The sequence below is a fragment of the Mesorhizobium sp. M1307 genome (assembly GCF_040318155.1).
Classification (GTDB): Bacteria; Pseudomonadota; Alphaproteobacteria; order Rhizobiales; family Rhizobiaceae; genus Mesorhizobium.
In genome coordinates, this window is record NZ_JAMYLR010000027.1 from 1 (window position 1) to 18,211 (window position 18,211).

Here is an 18,211-nt window from a genome sequence, read left to right on the forward strand (position 1 = left end):
CCGGTACCGCAAACGACGTTTCTTCCTGCGGCAAACCTCTGTAAACGCTCACCAAAATGGGCGTTTGTGGACGGAAACTAGCTAGAGCAAGGTGGCAAGCGAGCCGAAGGCGTTGAATGCATGAATGCGTCGCTCTGCCTTCCTCTGGTTCTGATCGGCCTGGGAGCCGGGCCGCTGTCGCAATGGCTCTATGCGGCAATGCGGCAAGCGGGATTGGCGGTGGAGCTGCTGGAGACGCGGCATGTGCGCGACGCCTTCAAGGGGATGCCGGTGAAGTCGGGCCGCAATGACGCGCGTGGAATCGCGCAGCTGGTGCGGCTTGGCTGGTCCGACCGGTGCATTGCAAGTCGCTGGCGCGCAAAAGGTGCGGGGGTGCTGACGGCGCGCAAGCTCATTCAAACGAAGCTGAGGGATGTCGAGAACAGTGTGCGCGGCAGTGGCGCGCCGTTACCGATCAGATTCCGCCCAAAGGTGGCAAAGCGGGACCACCGGTCTGCTCAAAATGGCTGAACGTCGCGCCCAACGAGTTTCACTGAGACGCTCCATGCCAAGCCGCGGTAATTAAACGGTGCAACAGATCCTACAAGTAATTTCACAGAATCTTTGCGACGTAAAATCGCTGACAATGGTACGTTCACCTCCAGAGTCCGAGGTTAGGCGCCTAGCGCCCCTAGGTACTTAAAAGTATGCCAACCGAAACGCGAGCTCAGTTCAGATGATCTGGGTCTCGTGTCGTAGCAGCAAATCACACTTCAATATACCTGACGGGGAAGTGATATGACGATCCAAAATTCTGCGCATCCTATCGGCCCTCGAGGAAGCGGGGCGAGCATCTCGACTAGAGAACTTCTCAAAGCGGCCGCCGATGAAGTGTGGAGGCCATACATGTATCACCAGACGTTCGATGGCGCAGATGCAGCCCTCATTACCGCCGAGGACGGGCAGCAGCCAAGGGTTCATTCCAGCGACGCTCTTTGTTGCGGCACATTCGGCGAGTTACTGCAAGGCCAGTTGCCGGTCGGCTCCGTTCCCCGGGACCCTCACTTCTTGGTCACGATGCCCATCGCGCTCTTTGCGCGAGCGCACTTCATGCCGATCGCAGGCACACGATCCGTAACCGTTTATCCGTCACATAAAGTCAAAGCAAAACGATTGGCTGAGAATCTCGTCGTTGCGCTCGGCACCTCGGGAGGAATCCTCGTTTTGCAATCTGAGCTCCCCGAAGGCAAAGGGCTGGCGAGTTCGTCTGCGGATCTTGTTGCGGCTGCACGGTCAATCGCCTGCTGCTTCAAGCGTAGGGTCCGGACATCATTGATCGAGAAGCTAATGGCGGAGATCGAGCCATCCGACGGGGTGATGTACCCAGGAGTGGTCGCATATCAGCAGCGTGCATGTAGGCTGCTCTCCTTCCTTGGGCAAATGCCGCCGCTTGCAATCGTTGGCATCGATGAAGGAGGGACTGTCGAAACTGTCGACTATGATCAACGGCGAGGTGAAATCTCCACCAGTCACAGAGCAGAATATCACCAATTACTCGACTGCGCACGGATCGCAATACCGCGGAGTGACACGGCCGCGATAGGCAGAATAGCTACGACCAGCGCGCTCCTGCATCAGGAGCGGGCTCCAAAGGAGCATCTGAACCCGATGCTGAAAGCATCCGAGGCCACTGACGCTCTCGGGGTCATAGTCGCGCACAGCGGCACAATGATTGGAATCCTGCTTGATCGAATGGCGGCTGATTTTCCACGGAAGCTTCGGTCCGTGCTCGCCCATGTATCGCCATACGACAACTCGCCAAAAATATATCTGACCATTACTGGCTGCCGGTGAGGTAAGCAATATGGACGCTGTTCGCAAACGCCTGCCATTCTCCGGCTATTCTGATGCCTATGCTCTCCCCAGCATTATCAGGTGTGAGACAAACCTTTATCTTGCGCAGTTCGCGTTCATGAAGCTTCTCCCTGCGAAGTACATCATTGAGCGAGCGCTGGCTCGAGGAGCTTTGACGCACGGCATGAAAGTTCTTGAGACCTCAAGTGGAACCTTCGCGCTGGGTTTGGCAGTAGTTTGCCGGGAATGCGGATTCCAGCTCGAAATCTTCACAGATCCAGTGATGGAGAAAGGCCTGGAAAACAGGTTAATATCCTTGGGAGCCGAAGTCCGCATAATAACTGAGAAGGCGAATCAGGGTGGCTTTCAAAGAAGCCGCCTCGATGCATTACACGCTAGAATGAGACAGTTGGGCCGCTCCTGTTTCTGGCCCCAGCAATACGAAACACCAGACAACCCCGCGGCCTATAAGATCTTCGCTGATCAAGTATCTGAAATGTTGGATGACAATGTAACTTTGGTTGGTTCTGTCGGGTCAGGCGGCTCTACTTGCGGAACGATAGAGCGCCTTCGCCAAAAAGCCTCTGGTGCGCGCCTGGTCGGCGTGGACACCTTCAATAGCGTCATTTTTGGCCAACTGGACGGCGAGCGGAAACTTCGGGGGCTGGGGAACAGTCTTGTCCCCAAAAACGTGAAGCACGAACTGTATGACGAGGTGCATTTCATCTCGGCTCCGCTCGCATTTGCTGCAACGCGTACTCTCCACGAGCGGCACGCCGTTTTCGCTGGACCGACTTCCGGAGCGAGCTACATCGTGGGGCGCTGGCGCTCTCGGCAGTATCCAGAAGAGACCGTAGTCGTCATATGTCCTGATGAAGGCCACCGCTACGTCGAAGCTGTTTACGACCATAAGTGGCTCGAGCAGAACGGATGTCTAAATGAAGGTGTACTCCTGGACGCGCCGGCAACCCAAAATCATCCCTCGAGGGCTCTCCCACCATGGAACCGATATCATTGGAATCGGAGAAGCCGGGAGGCTGTCCTACACGCGCTTGAGAATGCTTCATGATGAACCGAGGTAGCTTCCTTTTCGTAGAAAGCAACACGACGGGCACTGGCGAACTGTTGATGAAGCGCGCCCGAGCCCTGGGCTTTGAGCCCTATCTCGTCACGCGCAATCCTGCGCGCTATCCGTTTCACAGGGAATCCGTCGCTCAAGTGATCGAAGCTGAAACGCGTAGTCCGGACGAACTCATTGGGGTCGCCGTCAAATTAAGAAGGCTGGCAGGAATATACTCGTCGTCGGATTATTTTGTGGAAGCAGCGTCACGTGCTGCGACTACGATCGGGCTACCAGCAGCGAATCCGGAGGCTATAGCTACCTGCCGGAACAAATGGAAGCAAGCGGCCGAGTTGCAGCGACAATCAATCACTATCCCTGAAACTCGGCTGGCCACTTCAGTCAGAGACGTGGAGAACATTCTTGCCCAAGCTACTCTGCCAGTGGTCGTGAAGCCGGTCTCCGGAAGCGGTAGTAGCGGCGTGAGGTTATGCGATAGTGCTGCAGCCGCCACCAAGGCGTTTGAGAGTGCAAAGGACGTATTATTGGATCAAGTGGATCTGCCCAGTCCCGACGTCCTCATCCAGCAATATATACCGGGTAAAGAATACTCTGCTGAGATAATTGCGTACGATGGGGCGCTGCATTGCCTTGGGATTCTTGCCAAGCACAAAGGGCCGGCTCCCTGCTTCGTCGAGGTAGGGCACGACTTCCCGGCCCCGCTACCGGAGCCATCCCTCAAGGAACTGGCTTCTTTCGCTGCGCGAGCGGTGTCGGCTCTGGGCCTGAAGTTCGGACCGGCTCATGTGGAGTTCGTGATAACGGAGTCGGGCCCCGTCATCATCGAGGTCAACCCCAGACTGGCTGGAGGAATGATTCCAGTCATGCTCTCGCACGCCTTGGGCACGTCAATCCTTGACACAGTGATTGGACTTTACGCGGGAAAAGGGTTCACGCCTCCACGCGCGAGCGCAAGGGCGGGAGCCATCCGTTTCCGACTTGCTCACACATCCGGGAAGCTCAAACGCCTGGGCTTTTCTCGAAATCCAGAGCCTGTAGTGCCTGAAGCGGGTCTTCTGAAGTCTGAGGGAGACGAAGTTCAAATAAATGGCGACTTCAGAGACCGAGTGGCTTACGCCGTAGGCGTCGCTGATGATGTCAATGCAGCTGCCGCGGCAGCTGAAGGGATGATCGCCTCCCTTGTGATCGACATCGAGACGGCTGTTGGTGAATCGGACAACAAGCAGCACGGTGGGTCAAGCGATGCCAGGTGGACTCTGCATCCCGAAGCGATGAAGTTGCTCGCTCCGCCTATCGAAATCTCGCGTGACGGTCGCCTTCTGCGGCACCAGGCGACCATAGACGAAGCACATCTAGTGATGCTCGCGGACCAGGGCTTGGTCAGCCAAGCAGCCGCTGCCGATCTCCTCAAGCACATCTTGGACCTGCAGGACGAGGGCTTTCAGTCTTTGGCGGGCCGCGATGCTCCGCGTGGCCTTTATCTGGCCTATGAGGCGGAACTTGCCGCCAGAGCTGGCCCGGACAAGGCCGGCTGGCTGCACCTTGCGAGGTCCCGCAACGACTTGAATGCGACCATTTCTCTCCTGGCTCTTCGGGAAGCTGCGTGTTCCATCTCGCAAGAAATAGGACTTGCACAAGATGCCCTGCTCCAGCGAGCTGAAGAGGCATCGCGACTTGTGGCTCCGCTGTACAGTCAATACCAGATCGCACTCCCTGGGTCGCCGGGACACTACCTGCTTGGCGTCTTCTTCGCCCTGGGGCGCGAGCGCCAGCGCCTCCATCGCCTGCTGGAAGATATCAGAAATTGCCCTATGGGGGCGGGTGCGGGCGGAGGCACCAGTATGCAGATAGACCCCTTGAAAACAGCAAGTCTTCTGGGATTCGAACTGCCGTCCTTCAACTCACTTGATGCGGTCGCGAGCCGCGATCATCACCTGCAAGGGCTTTCAGTTTTCGCTAACGTTTCAATCTTGCTCAGTCGTGTGGCCCAGGACCTGCAGGTTTGGACCACGCGGGAGTTCGCCCTCTTAGACATTCCTCACAACCTTGCGGGCGGCTCTTCCATGCTCCCCCAAAAGAAGAACCCGTTTCTGCTTGAACACGTCAAGGGATCGGCAAGCATCGTGATTGGCGCATATGTTTCTGCGGCAACGGCTACCAGCAAATCGCCTTTCAGCAACTCAATCGAAGCGAGCAACTACGGCTGCTCTCCTTTGGGCCTTGCGGAAGATGCCTTGAAGCGGGCCATAACCCTCACATCGCTCATTGTGCAATTCATGTCTTTCAACGTGAAGCCGATGCGCAAAAATCTGGAAGACGGCTCGTCTATGACGGCCGTCGCCGCCGAACGGATGGCGTTGCGAGGTGTTCCTTTCAGGAAGGCCCACACACTAATTGGTGAGATCGCCAGGCGCCTGTCCCAGGATAACAGCGTCGCGGAGCGCCGAAGCGGTCTGGCCAGCCAGCTCGACGGCGTGTTGCCGGCGAGTCTTGAAGAGTGCAGGGACGCTCTGCGGTTCGGAGGAGGCCCCGCTAAAACATCAACCGACGACCAGGTTTCTGTAGCAAAAAAGCTCTTTCGGGACATGCAGCTCAAATGCGAGGACATACGGGAGCGCTGGGCGCACGCTGAGATGCATCGCAAACAGAAGGTGAAAGAATTCATTGATAAGCACCAAGCCTCCTAAGGAGTGGATACATGGACGACGTCCAATGGTACTGGCGTCCTGCATTGGCAATGGTCATGTCCCGGCGAGTAGTTGCTATGGGGCGAGAAGTGAGGGTGTGGCGTTCTTCGGCTCTGATAGGACCACCATAAGGAGGCCGCATGTCGCAGTCTTTTGACGCGAGCCGGTCCCTTACCGGCCGCCAACAGGATAACATGATCGTCGCGGTCATCGAAATATGGGCGCGCGGCATCGGGACCTATGCCATCCACCCCGCCAGCGTTGCCGGCTCACGTGAGCACCGGCGCCCAAGACCGATCGTCTCGACACCGAGCTTTTGATGCGCGCCTTTCTCGGCTGGCTGCGCGGCAAGAATTGCACTATGGCGATCCCCACGCTCGAAGCGGGGGACGAGCGGCAGCCGGACCGCCAACGACAACCCCTGGTGGGTGAGCCACGCGGCTCGTCAAGGCGATTCTTGCCCATTTCGCCATTCCCAGCTTCCACTTAGGCCTGTGAAACGTAAGCGCTGTTGTGGGACCACCTTTCGGGAGTGGTCGCGATCTGTGAGGTTGCCGATCCTGTATTGGGATCGGAGATCGGCTTGTGTCTGGACTTGACCTTACGCTTGACCCGGAGCGGCAGCCTCGGCGTTTCGAGGTGATCAACGGTGCCGGCGGTCGGCGTCATTGGTCGGTGGATGACAAGGCGCGGATCATCGCGGAGACGCTGGAGCCGAACGCAGTCGTTTCCGAGGTCGCCCGCCGGTATGGCCTCAGGCCGCAGCAGGTCTTCGCCTGGCGCCGCGAAGCGCGCAAACAGGCCGCTTCGGTGCAGCAAAATTCTCCTGCCTTCGTGCCGGCGGTTGTGGCGACGGCGGAGCCTGTAGCCAGCCGTTCACCGAAGCAGCAGAAACGGCAAGCCACTCGAGACGCCGGAGTGATCGAGCTTGAGATCGACGGGGTTGCGATGCGCGTCGGCCGGGGCGCCGATGCCAAGACGGTGGCCGCAGTGGTCCGCGCGCTGAAGGCGACGTCGTGATCGGGCCGACGGGTGCGGTCAAGGTCATGGTGGCGACGAAGGCGGTCGACTTCCGCAAGGGTGCGGAGGGATTGGCTGCGCTGGTGCGAGAGACGATGGGGGCCGATCCGTTCAGCGGGGCCGTCTACGTCTTCCGGGCGAAGCGGACTGACCGGATCAAGCTGATCTTCTGGGACGGCACCGGCGTCTGCCTCTATGCCAAGCGTTTGGAGGATGGGGAGTTCCGCTGGCCGAAAGTGCATGACGGCATGATGCGGCTGACGGCCGCGCAGCTCTCGGCGCTACTCGAAGGTCTCGACTGGCGGCGCGTCCATGAGGCGCGCCGGACCCGCGTTCCAGCCCAGGCCGGCTGACCCGCGACGAAGTGAATCAGTCTGGATTCCGCTGTCGCGGGCTGTCGTCGAATATGGTCTGATCCGGCCATGGCTATGACGGCTGACCAGCTTCCCGACGATCCGGACGCGCTGAAGGCGATGATCCTGGCGCGCGACGTCGAGAACGCCCGGCTGATCCAGATCATCAAGGAATTGCAGCGCCACCGCTTCGGCCGTCGTGCTGAGACGCTGCCCGAAGACCAGCTTCTGCTGGGGCTTGAGGAAGCCGAACAGATCGAGGCGGCCGGTGAGGAAGAGCAGGCACAGACCGCTCTTGGCGAACGTCAGGCGCGTGTCGCAAAGCGCCGAGCGAATCGGGGCGCGCTGCCGGCACACCTTCCTCGCGTGGAGATGGTCGTCGACATCGAGGATCAAGCCTGCCCGTGCTGCCGCAATGGTCTGCATCGCATCGGCGAGGACGTGAGCGAGCGGCTCGACATCGTGCCGGCGCAGCTGCGTGTGATCGTCGTGCGCCGGCCCAAATATGCCTGCCGCACCTGCGAGGACGTGGTGGTTCAGGCTCCGGCACCCGCCCCGCCTGATCGAGGGTGGTCTTCCGACCGAGGCAACGGTCGCCCAGGTCCTGGTCTCCAAATATGCCGATCATCTGCCGCTCTATCGTCAGGCCCAGATCTATGCCCGGCAGGGCATTAATCTCGATCGCTCCACGCTCGCCGACTGGGTCGGCCGTGCCGCCTGGCATCTGCGTCCAGTGCATGCGCGGCTGCTTGGCAATCTGAAGGCGTCGCCGAAGCTCTTTGCTGACGAGACCACCGCGCCGGTGCTAGATCCCAGCCGCGGCAAGACAAAGACCGGGCAGCTCTGGGCCTATGCGCGTGACGATCGGCCATGGCAGGGAGCCGACCCGCCGGGTGTCGCCTATGTCTATGCGCCCGACCGGAAGGCCGAGCGTCCGATCGCTCATCTCGCAGGCTTCACTGGAATCCTGCAGGTCGATGGCTATGGCGGCTATCGTGTGCTGGCCGACAAGAGCGACATCACGCTCGCATTCTGCTGGGCGCACGTTCGCCGACGGTTCTATGAATTGGCCGCCGCTGGCCCCGCGCCGATTGCCAGCGAGGCGCTGAGAAGGATCGTGCAACTCTACAGAATAGAGGACGATATCCGCGGCCGATCGGCCGATGAACGCCGTGCGATGCGTCAGGAAAATAGCCGTGCCATTGTCGCCGATCTCGAACCCTGGCTGCGCGAGAAGCTCGGCCTGATTAGCCAGAAGACAAAGCTCGCCGAGGCGATCCGCTACACGCTCTCGCGCTGGCAAGGCCTCTCGCGCTTCCTTGACGACGGCCGCATCGAGATCGACAGCAACACCGTCGAGCGCTCAATCCGTCCGATCGCGAAGACCGATTCATTATGCACCTCCTTTTCAAATGGCGGAAAACAGCGATTCCTGGTTGTCGTCGTGGATGCGATGCGGAGTATTGCGCGCCAAATCGGCCTTGATCCGTTCGTCTTCGAGGTCGCTGACGCGGATCTGGTAGGGTGCGCCGCGCATGACCTGCTCGGCAGGCAAGAGGCCATCCCTGATGAACCGGCGGATTTTGACGTGCGAGACTCCAAGCCGGGCGGCCGCGTCCGACATGGTGAGCCACTCGCCATTCTTGTCGGAAGAGCGATAGCCGCTGATCTTGTGCACCGTGCGCAGCGATTGGACGCGACGCGCGGTCCAGGTCTTTCCCTGACCGGTCTGCATGCCCATGCGGTTGAGTGTGGCAGCGATTTCGGCATCCGACCATCGGGTTGCCATGGATCGCATGATCGCCAGAGCCTCCTCAGGCGTACGCTGGCCATGCTCTCCGGATTTGGGCTTGCGAACCCGTACCTGCGAGTGCTGGCCTCCGTGCCAGTGGATGGTCAAGATCACGTCGCGCGCATCGTCATCGACATCCGCCACGATGTCCTTGATGAGCGCGCGCAGCAGTTGCTGACGACAGCGCATGTCGACACCCGGCGCGTTCCAAGTGGCCTCGAGATTCTGGGCGAGGCCCGTGAAGTCCGGAACCGCGTCGACAGGCTCCACACGCTGGACTTCGCTCAGCCGGGCCTCGCAGGTCTCCACGCGCCTGAGCGTGGCTTCCCAACTCCTCTCGAGCTGGGCCGCAATAAGCCGGTTCTCCGGGTCGCAAGCGGCATAGCGGCGCTCGGCGAGCGATGCCTCATAGCGCGCCTGCTGCAGGTCCATCTCGATCATCTGCCGCCGCTTGGCTTCGCTCTCCAGCTGCATCCGTTCAGCCTCCAACGCCGCTTCGATCGCCATCGGCGCAACCGCCTCCAGCGCTTCGCGGGTCACCGCCGCGTCGGTGCGAAAGCCGTTGAACGACATGCATCGCGCCTGGGCCATCATGAGGTTGCCGCGCTCGCAGCGATATACCGGATAACCTTGGCCGCGTCCGGCATACATGACAACCAGTCTTCGCCCGCATCGACCACAGGAGATGAGACCGGGGAGCAGTGCGCGACCGCCGCGGCCCGACTTGACGCCGCCGGCTTTGCCATAAGCGTTGGCCGCGAGCAGTTCCTGGTTCCGTTCGTACTCGCTCCATCCGATGTAGCCTTCGTGATGGTCGTTGAGCACCACCGCCCACTCGCTAGCCGGCTTGTAATGGCCATAGCTCTTGCGAACGCGGCCATCGACGATCTCAGTGCGCTTCTCGCTCTTACCATAGACATAGGCGCCGGCGTAGAATGGGTTCTTCAGGATCGAGATCACGTTGCGGTAGCGGATCGGAACCCAGTCGAAGGACACCATCTTCTTGCCGTCGGAGGGTCTGGGGAAATGCACGTCATCGTCGATCATCGAGATCAGGACCTGGCGCGCACTGCCGAGTTCGCGGAAGCGCGCGAATATCAGGCGAATGGTCTCCTGCAGGCGCATGTCGGGATCGAACCCGAGACCGTAATCGCGGTGCCAGACATAGCCGAAAGGCACGGAGATGCGCAGTTCCCCGCGCTGTGCCTTGGCGCGGGCGGCCTCGTACATGCGGGCACGCAGCACGCCGAGCTCGAACTCGCTGATGCTGCCCTTCATACCGAGCAGCAGGCGGTCGTTCGGCAATCCCGGATCGTAGACTCCGTCCAGATCGATCACGCGTGCATCAACTTCGCCGCACAACTCGAGCAGCCGATGCCAGTCCGGCCCGTTGCGCGACAGGCGGGACGCCTCCAGGCAAAGCACGGCGCCCACATGGCCGGTGCACAGATCGTCGACCAGGCGCTCGAAACCGGGACGCTCCACAGCCCCGCTTGCGGTTCGTCCCAGATCCTCGTCGATCACCTCTACTTTGCGGAATCCCCAGCGCCGCGCGACGTCGACAAGCTCATATTGCCGACGTTGGCTCTCAAGGTTGAGCTGGACCTGCGCCTGAGTGGACTGACGCACATAGACGACAGCCTTGCGCTTGAGGACGGCAGTCGGAATCAGATTACCGCTCGTCATCGCAGCTCTCCTCCTCCGTTGCCACGCCGGCGGCGGCCATCAATACGTTGGCGAGCCGGACGATCACTATGGTCCGTTGCGCTGAACTCAGCCCGTTCAGCTTCTGCGAGTCGAGCGGCAAGCTGAGTTGGCGAACGACCACGAGAGATCGTGTCGGTGGTGGCAGGGTTCTCATGTTGCGCCTCCGCGATGGTGAAACCATCCGGACAGCCTCGCCGGAAACGGCGTTCGATCAAGAGCTTGTGAAGCTCAGGCAGCGCGGCAAGCGATACGCGCGGGGAGCCCAGGTCCATCGCCGCGCAAGCCACGGGATCGATCATCCAGGCCGGAGCGGTAATGACATGCCCGGGCGCGACGACGAGATGAATGATCCGGCCGTTGGCGCGCTCTTCGCTGTTCTCGCAGCGAAGCCGATGTCCGAAATACGGGTGCCAACGGTAATGGACCTCGACCTCCTGCCCAACATGGGCAGAATGACCCCGAGATGGCGCTCAACCGCAAGAACGCGCTCTTCGCGGGCTCGGACGGCGGTGCCGAACACTGGGCAGTCATCGCATCGCTCATCGAAACCTGCAAACTAAACGGTGTCGAGCCGCTCGGCTATCTCGCCAACGTCCTCACCAGGATCGTCAACGGCCATCCGAACAGCCAGATCGACGACCTGCTGCCCTGGGCCTACATCCGCGCGCCTGAGCTCAAGGCCGTGGCCTGAGAACAGCGCTTACCCTGAATGCCAGCGGTTCATTGTTTTGGCAGCTTCGCGGGCTTGTAGACAAACTGCACGAGGTGCTGGCCACTGTCGCGGAGAAGGAGCCTGACTACCGTTTGCCGAGCCTTGGGCTCCTCCCGCTCCCAGAGGATTACTATACTCGGAAATGACCCATGGCAGGTCCGATGGACAGCATTGGGCGGGCTGCAAAGGCCAACATGCTGCTCATCGTGGAGTGCGGCCACTGTTACCATTTGGGCGCTTCCGGGCCAACGACGTGGCCAAGGTGGTAGGCTGGAACAAGCCGCTGGAGGCCATCAGGTTCGAGTGCAAACGGTGCAGCCGAAAGGACACCACCGTACGCACCCAGTTCATCGATCAGGACCACCCGCCGAAGGGCTACATATGGGTGCGTCAGAAATTCTGAGCCTTTCTGGGTAGTCAATTCACTACGCTAAAGCTTCTCCTTCCAGGTCCCATGCTCCGTAATTAGAAAGAGCTCTGGTATTACACAATCGACGTCATGACCGACATAGATTAGGAGCTGAGCTCGAAAGACTCCAACAAACGCCGCCAGCGCCGCCTCAAAATTATAGGTGACGACACCAACGACAACGCCAGCCACTGCTGCTCTGATCAAACAGTCAACCAATTGGCGTACCAACAGCTGATCAAATTCGGCCGGATGTGCCAGCGCAACCCACATGGCCTCCTTGCCGTCCCGATAGCAAAGAACGGGAACCGAAATTACAATATGTACACCACATCCTAAGTCAATCGTCACGTTTTTAAGTTTAGTCATGAACTCCGGCCACCACAACACAGTGAGAATTCTCTCCTTTTCGGTCCGGTTTGGTTCGCAGGTCATCCCCTTGGCATCTTCATTCAAAATAGGACCGATGATACTGTCCGGATTGTCCGCGTCGCCCTCGGCATTTCGAGGGTTCGAGCTAACGGGAGGGGGTCCGTCAACGTCCTCAATTTTTGTTAGTTTCAACGAGAAGTGTCCTTGCTCAATGTACCTTTCGAAGTCCCCACCGTTGAATGGGATCATCTCCGCACCCCGCCCACTAAAGAATTTAAACAAAGCGTCGCGTTCTTCATTGTGATTTCTCGCGTTTCCGACCTTCTCGATTACGTATGAGGGCAGAACGGAGAACATATCCGGCGTAATGTCGGGTGGCATCATAGCCGCTGCGTAAACGATGGGATCGCCGTGCTTGGCTTGGTCATAGTCCATAAAAAAACGGGTGATCTTATCTCTCTTCGTTTGATCAACGGTAGCCCCGATAAATAGATTGGAGAGAATCCGCACGAGCACGTTTTGCTCGGTAATGACTAAGACCGAGATGGATTTCAGAAATTTGTTGCGCTCGAATAGGTTGTAATACTCGCGCTGATAGCCGAATGCCTTGATGGGTTTTTTGTCTGTGTCCATTGTTGGCGCACCGAGCTCACGAGTTTGGTCGGGTTTCCCGGGCGGCACCGGCCCCGGAAACGGAGCACTCTTATGCAGCACCCAGTCTCGGATTTCTGGCGTGTCGAGTGATGGAAATGTTTCAAGCTCGATCCACATGGCGGGCCCTTTCGCATTTCTCTGTTACTGTCGTCCTTGATAGCTTCGCGGGCAAGTAACGTCTTAAATCGACGGGAAGCGTAGAGTGAAACGGGATCGATGTCCTACCGCGAGTCTCGAGACGCCTAGCTGCCGCCGAACGGACTACCGCCCACGAGAAGCAGATTAATTTTGGCGGTGCTCGGCCGAAGAATCAGGGCGTTCAACTTTTCTTAGGCCGGGCTGTCTGAGGCGCCTTTGAGTATCCGGTAAATCTGCATTCGCGAGCATTCCATCGCTCGCGCTATGTCGGAAACTGCCATCCCTGCGAGTCTAAGTTCGAATATGCGCTGACGATCAAAATGTGAAACGGGCCGAGAAGCTCATGGACTTCCGCATCGCGGAGGAAACGACGCCGGACAACTCCCGTGCAAAGCTGTACTGGTTGCTTGAGCGACTCGATCTCGTACGTTCGCAGATCCACAGCATTGAGGGCGACCGCCTTCTCGTCGCATCCGGTGGGCGTCCAAGCGCGGGCAACGATCCGATCCTTATGGCGCAGACGTTGGCACTGGGCAGGAAGCTCCTCATAGTCGGCACCACGAGCAAGCTCGGATTCGCTTGCGCGGGCTCTAGTACTACTGTGTCATAGTTATGGCAGCATGGAGATCGTGGCAGCCGCCGCGCCAAGGCGTGGGCGAGTCTAATCCGGATGTGGCGATGGAATTGCTGACGTGGCGTTCGGGACGGAGCGGCGGCGCCGCGGGGTCGATAATCTTCGGATAGCGCAGGTGCCTTGAGGAGCGGCGCCAAGCGTGGGGCTGAGGGGGGAATCAGCCTCCGTTCGGAGACCAGGAATCCGTAGCGGCGATGGAGAACGTGGCGTGGTGATGGAAGCCGCCAACCTCGGCCCTCATAATGGCCAAGGCCGATCTCCTGCTTGAGCTCCTGATAATCCCGTTCGATCCGCCATCTCAGCTTGCCCTGGTAGACGAGGTCGGCGAGCTCGGTATCTTTCGGCAAGGTCGAGAGCCAGTACTTGGTCGGCTCGATCTCGCCCTGCGGCCACTCGATCAGGAACCATTCCTCAGGTCGTGGTGCGGAGCGCCAGTAATCGCGGTGGGCCGGCCGGACGCGGACGGCGACAAAGCGCGAGGCGAGCGGCGCCTTGGAGCCCTCGCACCAGGCGTCCTCGGGCAGCGCTTGCGCCAGGTCCTTGGCCGAAACCGGCGCGTGTCCGGGTTGACGCCGGACGGGCGAGGTCGGACGGCCGCGGCGTCTGCTTGAAGGTGACATCGCGGCGGAGTTCCTGTCGGCGGTGCTGGCGCAACCCAAGGTGAAGAAGCTTCTGTCTACGGATCACTTCTCGGTCAACGGCACGCTGATTGAAGCGTGGGCGTCGATGAAGAGCCTCAAGCCGAAGAGCCTGTCGGACGACGACCCGGGAAACGGCTCGGCGAGCCGCCGGCAGAGGGCGGCGGGCCGCAACGCGGAAGCGGATTTCCACGGCCATAAGCGGTCGAACGATACGCATGCCTCGACCACCGACCCCGAAGCCAGGCTCTATCGCAAGGGCAAAAGGCAAGGAGGCCAAGCTGTGCTTCATGGGACATGGGCTGATAGAGAACCGCCACGGCCTGCTGCTCGAAGCCTGCCTGACGGATTCTTCAAGAAGCCGATGTGACGTTCGGCAACATGGAAACCAACATCTTCGATATTCGGTCGGTCAAAGGAAGTCCGCAGGCCGAGTACGGTGGTGCGTATTGCATCAGTGTCCCGGAGTTGGGGCCTGATTTAAAAGCAATGGCTTCAATATGATTAGTCGCGCGAACAACCATACCCTCGACTGGGGCCTTCAAGTATGCGCGAGAGACCCGGGCGCTGATGAGAACGGGATCATCCATGCAGGTGCGGGCGAGAATCTCGCCCAAGCCGGCGCCGCTCGCTTCTTGGACTGGTCGTGGCCGCCCGGCATTGGTGTCATTTGCTACATCGTTCAGCCCCATGGGTCGCGCGTGCGATCCTGCTGGCGAGGCGCCAGGCAGACCAGGACTCAATGCTCTTCGTTTGGACAAAAGCATCGTGGTCCCGCCGGAGAAGCTGGCAAGCCTGAGGCAGGTCCGTGCAGCGTTGCCAAATTACAATCCCGCCGCACAGGATCCAAGCTGCGTATTCCGACGAAGCCGGCCATCGATTCCGATTTGAAGAGCTCGATCACTTGAAAAGGTTTGCCAACCGGGGCGTGCGCATCTCGCTGCCGTATCGCAAGCTTTAGGCATTCTGGCGAGGCTAAAGAAGCTCTCGCAGCCATTTGGCACGCAAACCGCCATCGAGAACGGTGTTGGAGTGATCCGGCTGCGGCCGAGCTCGCCGCAATGACGGGGCATGATGATGCCTCGTTCGGCCGTGAAACTATCCGCAAGTCACCTGATTGAGGCGGAGGACGGCTTTGGAATCGCAAGATTTGCGGTGTCACAGATATCGAAATGGCCGTCGAAGTCGACTCAAGAAAGATTAGCATAAATTAACTAACGAATCGCAAAAATGACACCTTTATGTAAAACTGTAGCAACTACACTTAACCGAAAATAATTTCTGCTTTGGGTTGGTCTGCTAGATTATGGCAGAGCTTGACGAGCCGGTTCGAAAGGGGCAGCGCGCAGAGCCGCAGGCCTTACTGCCAGCAGCTTTGTGCACCATTGATGACTTCCGGCGCAAATGGCTGCGGAGCAGAGACTATGGAACGGGTGCCGACGACCGCGGTCTCTCAACTTCGAGGGCCGGCAACCAAAGTGTCTAACCAATTCTCGTTGGTACCGTCGATGCATTTTTCGAACGCGGCGAGGGAAGAAGCGTTTGCGGTCGAGTTCGGCCGATTTCTTGATCAGACGGACGGCGTTGCTCAATCCAAGCAGTTATTCTCCCTGTTATCTGCGTTTGCCCTGAACTTTGACTGCCCGTGGATTGCCTATGGTTCTCCCGAGGGAAGGCTTTTGAAGCCGATCCGACCCGATCCGGAGGTCATGCTGAACTATCCTGATGAATGGCAGAAGCGCTATTTCGAAATGGGTTATGACAGGATAGACCCCATCATCAAGGCGAGTCGAACGCGGGCAGGCGCCTTTCGATGGAGCGAGGTGCACAATGACGCAAGCACGACTGAGGACGAACGGCGCGTTTTCGACGAGGCTGCGACGTTCGGCTTAAGGTCAGGCATTAGCGTTCCATTGCGCGGCCCCGATGGCAGCTTTGCGATCATGAGCTTTGCTCGACCTTGGGACCGCGAATTCCCAAATAGAACAATCACCTATTTGCAACTTGCCGCGTTTCATTTCCATCTTAGGGCCATGACGTTCACGAACTCGACTGGTGTCGACCAGGCACCTTACCTTTCTGTAAGAGAAAAAGAGTGTATTCTATGGACAGCGAGAGGGAAATCCTCGTGGGAAATAGGAGTTATTCTTGGAATATCCGCAAACACTGTCAATTTCCACATAAAAAAAGTAAAGCAAAAAATGGATACTCCCAGCAGAACGGCTGCGGCAATAAAAGCAGCAAACTTGCGCATTATAGAATTGTAGGAAAGTCTCCGGCAACGCAAGCCGGCACTGCCCGCCGGTCGCTCGGCTGTGCCGCTAATTAATGAGGAAGTGACACGCCTTGGAATACACTTGCGCCAGAAATGACATCGAGCACCGCACAATCGAGGCCAGGCACCCATGACCAACGAGTCTGCCGTGAACAATGGATCGGGCTTCGATCTCCTTCGGCCCAGTTTGGAAGGGCAGCGAAGAGAAGGCATAAATGGGCTTCAGCCACCTGAGGACGAAGGAGAAGTTGTAGCCGGCAGCGGCCAGGATGGCGTTGACAACGGCGTCGCCCTGCTTGCCGACGAGGTCGTTGCGGCCCGATCCGGTGCTCGGCCTTGATATGGCCGATCACGGGCTCGATCGCGGAGCGGCGGCGCATGTGGCGCTTCATGGCTGGGGTGACGCGGCGTTTCTGGCCGCTGATGAAGACCCAGAACTTGTGGCTCTCCGGTGCGTTGTGGCCGCAATAGCCGGCGTCGCCAGGACGCAGCTGATCTCTTCCATGTCGGGGATGAAGCTTGCGAGCGAGTGGCCGTCATAGGATTGCCGGGCAGCGCTTTTGCATGCAGGGCGAAATGGCCGCCCTTCGAGCGCTTCAGCGTGGTGACGACCGACACCTTCACCCCGAACTCGTACGGGCGCATTGCCCCTTGCCTTGCCGATGCATTCCACCTCGTGCGCGTGCAGGCTGCAGATCTCGCAGCTGCGCTGACGCTGCTCGAGAACGGTGGCGGCCTGGCAGAGCGGCCATTTGAAGAGCGCGTCCAAGAAAGTGTGTGTGAGAATCGCGCCAGTCCCGCGATCAGCCGCGTCGGCGGCCGACCGCATGCCTGTCCGTCCGAATAGACGCGCCGAGACGGCCAGTCGATCGCCTGCGCCAGGCCGCACCAGCCCGTGATTCATGTTGATGATCTGTCGAGCCTAGAGCAGAAGAGGTCCTGCTCTTTAGTGTCGCGTGGCCTGGACACTCGCCGTCCCTTTGAATCGCCGCCGCCGCACCGAGTGAATCACGCTCCGAGCACAAGGCAATCGCAAAACCGAATAGCAGGAAAACAGCGCCCCAAACGCGCAAATCCTGCAATCCAAAGCCGCTTTAGGATGCCAGCTCAATGCGTTGCGGATAGTTCACCGCCGACTAACGACCGGGTCGAGAGAACAATCGGACCATCAAGGACGCCATCGTCAAGCGCTTGTATTGCGGCAGCCATAATCAACTTCGGCAGCACCTCGCCGAGGCCTGCGCTGCACAGCCAGACCGCTTCAGGTTAAAATCCCCTCAAGCAAATCTCGGGATTAAACACCTAGATGCACAGCCGCCAGGCGAAACAATCCGAAGCTGCGCGTGCAATAGGCAGTCAGAAAACTCGGGTTTCAGCGCAACTCACCGAAAGCTACACTTTGATCCGTGGCTCGAACTTAACACGATCAAGGGTAATCATGCTTTTAAATTTTCGCACGTTCGGATTTGTATAGAGCTTTGTCTTGACGAAGACATCAAAGGCCTCGACGTCCTCAACCGCCACGATCAGGACGAAATCGGCGTCGCCCGTAACCATGTAGCATTGGGTTACTTCCTTGGCCGCGCGCATCGCGCGTTTGAAATCATCCACGAGGTCAAGACGCTCACGGTCTAGCTCTACCGTGAGCACAACGGTGAGTGATTTGCCGAGAGCCTTCGGATCCACCAACGAGATGTCCGCAACGATCACTCCTTCCGCACGCAACTTGTTCACTCGACGCATGCATGAGGCGGCTGAGGAACCGACAAGTTCCGCGAGCTCGGCAAAGGAGAGCCGGTTGTCCGTTTGTAGTGCCGTAAGGATCCTTCGATCTAGGTCGTCCACCGAGCGATGCCAGCTATGCCTAATTTTATGTGATTTTAACAATCGCATAACTTTGCGCAAC

The 18,211-nt window shown here is 58.9% G+C and carries 13 protein-coding genes and 7 pseudogenes; 13 read left to right on the plus strand and 7 right to left on the minus strand.

Going from position 1 to position 18,211, the window contains the following annotated elements; genetic code table 11:
* Positions 1-153: 153 nt before the first annotated feature.
* The 8 genes and pseudogenes from NKH16_RS23880 to tnpC form a co-directional block, all read left to right on the plus strand.
* A pseudogene (locus NKH16_RS23880) lies at positions 154-435 on the plus strand (IS110 family transposase); the annotation flags it as partial.
* Positions 436-885: 450 nt separating this feature from the next.
* Positions 886-1,833 carry a GHMP family kinase ATP-binding protein gene (locus NKH16_RS23885; protein WP_352818859.1) on the plus strand — a complete coding sequence of 316 codons (948 nt, stop codon included), beginning with the start codon at positions 886-888 and terminating at the stop codon, positions 1,831-1,833.
* 10 nt (positions 1,834-1,843) lie between these two features.
* Entirely contained in the window at positions 1,844-2,902 is a 1,059-nt protein-coding gene (locus NKH16_RS23890; protein WP_352818862.1) for a cysteine synthase family protein, read from the plus strand.
* Positions 2,899-5,601 carry a lyase family protein gene (locus tag NKH16_RS23895; protein ID WP_352902076.1) on the plus strand — a complete coding sequence of 901 codons (2,703 nt, stop codon included), beginning with the start codon at positions 2,899-2,901 and terminating at the stop codon, positions 5,599-5,601. Before NKH16_RS23890 ends, NKH16_RS23895 begins: the two co-directional genes overlap by 4 nt.
* Before the next feature lie 140 nt (positions 5,602-5,741).
* A complete protein-coding gene (locus NKH16_RS23900; RefSeq protein ID WP_352902078.1) occupies positions 5,742-5,921 on the plus strand; it encodes a hypothetical protein in 180 nt (59 codons plus the stop codon).
* A 265-nt stretch (positions 5,922-6,186) separates the two neighbouring features.
* A complete protein-coding gene (gene tnpA / locus NKH16_RS23905; RefSeq protein ID WP_352773010.1) occupies positions 6,187-6,621 on the plus strand; it encodes an IS66-like element accessory protein TnpA in 435 nt (144 codons plus the stop codon).
* A gap of 26 nt (positions 6,622-6,647) precedes the next feature.
* Complete coding sequence (tnpB, locus tag NKH16_RS23910) at positions 6,648-6,974, plus strand: IS66 family insertion sequence element accessory protein TnpB (protein WP_502911741.1); 327 nt, start codon at positions 6,648-6,650, stop codon at positions 6,972-6,974.
* Between the two features lie 69 nt (positions 6,975-7,043).
* Positions 7,044-8,415, plus strand: a pseudogene (gene tnpC, locus NKH16_RS23915) (IS66 family transposase); the annotation flags it as partial.
* Here the strand turns inward: tnpC and NKH16_RS23920 are convergent.
* Both NKH16_RS23920 and NKH16_RS23925 read right to left on the minus strand, forming a co-directional pair.
* Complete coding sequence (locus NKH16_RS23920; protein ID WP_352902083.1) at positions 8,383-10,452, minus strand: recombinase family protein; 2,070 nt, start codon at positions 10,450-10,452, stop codon at positions 8,383-8,385. The pseudogene tnpC and the gene NKH16_RS23920 overlap by 33 nt on opposite strands.
* Entirely contained in the window at positions 10,439-10,627 is a 189-nt protein-coding gene (locus NKH16_RS23925; protein WP_352837131.1) for a hypothetical protein, read from the minus strand. Before NKH16_RS23925 ends, NKH16_RS23920 begins: the two co-directional genes overlap by 14 nt.
* A gap of 309 nt (positions 10,628-10,936) precedes the next feature.
* On the opposite strand from NKH16_RS23925, the pseudogene NKH16_RS23930 reads away from it, so the two are divergent.
* Positions 10,937-11,164, plus strand: a pseudogene (locus NKH16_RS23930) (transposase domain-containing protein); the annotation flags it as partial.
* A gap of 451 nt (positions 11,165-11,615) precedes the next feature.
* Here NKH16_RS23930 and NKH16_RS23935 read toward each other — a convergent pair.
* Both NKH16_RS23935 and NKH16_RS23940 read right to left on the minus strand, forming a co-directional pair.
* On the minus strand, positions 11,616-12,737 hold the full coding sequence (locus tag NKH16_RS23935; RefSeq protein ID WP_352902086.1) for a hypothetical protein: 1,122 nt from the start codon (positions 12,735-12,737) through the stop codon (positions 11,616-11,618).
* Positions 12,738-12,949: 212 nt separating this feature from the next.
* Positions 12,950-13,063 (minus strand): helix-turn-helix domain-containing protein, encoded by a 114-nt coding sequence (locus tag NKH16_RS23940; RefSeq protein WP_502911743.1) that lies wholly within the window; start codon positions 13,061-13,063, stop codon positions 12,950-12,952.
* 38 nt (positions 13,064-13,101) lie between these two features.
* On the opposite strand from NKH16_RS23940, the gene NKH16_RS23945 reads away from it, so the two are divergent.
* Positions 13,102-13,368 (plus strand): hypothetical protein, encoded by a 267-nt coding sequence (locus NKH16_RS23945; RefSeq protein ID WP_352902185.1) that lies wholly within the window; start codon positions 13,102-13,104, stop codon positions 13,366-13,368.
* A gap of 92 nt (positions 13,369-13,460) precedes the next feature.
* Here the strand turns inward: NKH16_RS23945 and NKH16_RS23950 are convergent.
* Positions 13,461-13,991, minus strand: a pseudogene (locus tag NKH16_RS23950) (transposase family protein); the annotation flags it as partial.
* A gap of 1 nt (position 13,992) precedes the next feature.
* On the opposite strand from NKH16_RS23950, the pseudogene NKH16_RS23955 reads away from it, so the two are divergent.
* From NKH16_RS23955 to NKH16_RS23965, 3 genes and pseudogenes are all read left to right on the plus strand, one after another.
* Positions 13,993-14,377 (plus strand): annotated as a pseudogene (locus NKH16_RS23955) (IS5/IS1182 family transposase); the annotation flags it as partial.
* 1 nt (position 14,378) lies between these two features.
* Positions 14,379-14,879 (plus strand): annotated as a pseudogene (locus NKH16_RS23960) (CapA family protein); the annotation flags it as partial.
* A 575-nt stretch (positions 14,880-15,454) separates the two neighbouring features.
* Complete coding sequence (locus tag NKH16_RS23965) at positions 15,455-16,297, plus strand: LuxR family transcriptional regulator (RefSeq protein ID WP_352902091.1); 843 nt, start codon at positions 15,455-15,457, stop codon at positions 16,295-16,297.
* A gap of 219 nt (positions 16,298-16,516) precedes the next feature.
* On the opposite strand, the pseudogene NKH16_RS23970 reads toward NKH16_RS23965, so the two are convergent.
* Together NKH16_RS23970 and NKH16_RS23980 are read right to left on the minus strand one after the other, a co-directional pair.
* Positions 16,517-17,074, minus strand: a pseudogene (locus NKH16_RS23970) (transposase family protein); the annotation flags it as partial.
* A gap of 623 nt (positions 17,075-17,697) precedes the next feature.
* The gene (locus tag NKH16_RS23980; protein ID WP_352752850.1) at positions 17,698-18,150 is read right to left on the minus strand and encodes an Lrp/AsnC family transcriptional regulator; all 453 of its coding nucleotides are present in this window, start codon (positions 18,148-18,150) and stop codon (positions 17,698-17,700) included.
* Positions 18,151-18,211 lie beyond the last annotated feature (61 nt).

Bases quoted from the DNA above. Each gene is read 5' to 3' on its own strand.
- NKH16_RS23885 (WP_352818859.1), top strand. From the start codon at position 886: ATGTATCACCAGACGTTCGATGGCGCAGATGCAGCCCTCATTACCGCC.
- NKH16_RS23890 (WP_352818862.1), top strand. From the start codon at position 1,844: ATGGACGCTGTTCGCAAACGCCTGCCATTCTCCGGCTATTCTGATGCC.
- NKH16_RS23895 (WP_352902076.1), top strand. From the start codon at position 2,899: ATGATGAACCGAGGTAGCTTCCTTTTCGTAGAAAGCAACACGACGGGC.
- NKH16_RS23900 (WP_352902078.1), top strand. From the start codon at position 5,742: ATGTCGCAGTCTTTTGACGCGAGCCGGTCCCTTACCGGCCGCCAACAG.
- tnpB (WP_502911741.1), top strand. From the start codon at position 6,648: ATGGTGGCGACGAAGGCGGTCGACTTCCGCAAGGGTGCGGAGGGATTG.
- NKH16_RS23920 (WP_352902083.1), bottom strand. From the start codon at position 10,452: ATGACGAGCGGTAATCTGATTCCGACTGCCGTCCTCAAGCGCAAGGCT.
- NKH16_RS23925 (WP_352837131.1), bottom strand. From the start codon at position 10,627: ATGAGAACCCTGCCACCACCGACACGATCTCTCGTGGTCGTTCGCCAA.
- NKH16_RS23935 (WP_352902086.1), bottom strand. From the start codon at position 12,737: ATGTGGATCGAGCTTGAAACATTTCCATCACTCGACACGCCAGAAATC.
- NKH16_RS23945 (WP_352902185.1), top strand. From the start codon at position 13,102: ATGGACTTCCGCATCGCGGAGGAAACGACGCCGGACAACTCCCGTGCA.
- NKH16_RS23965 (WP_352902091.1), top strand. From the start codon at position 15,455: ATGGAACGGGTGCCGACGACCGCGGTCTCTCAACTTCGAGGGCCGGCA.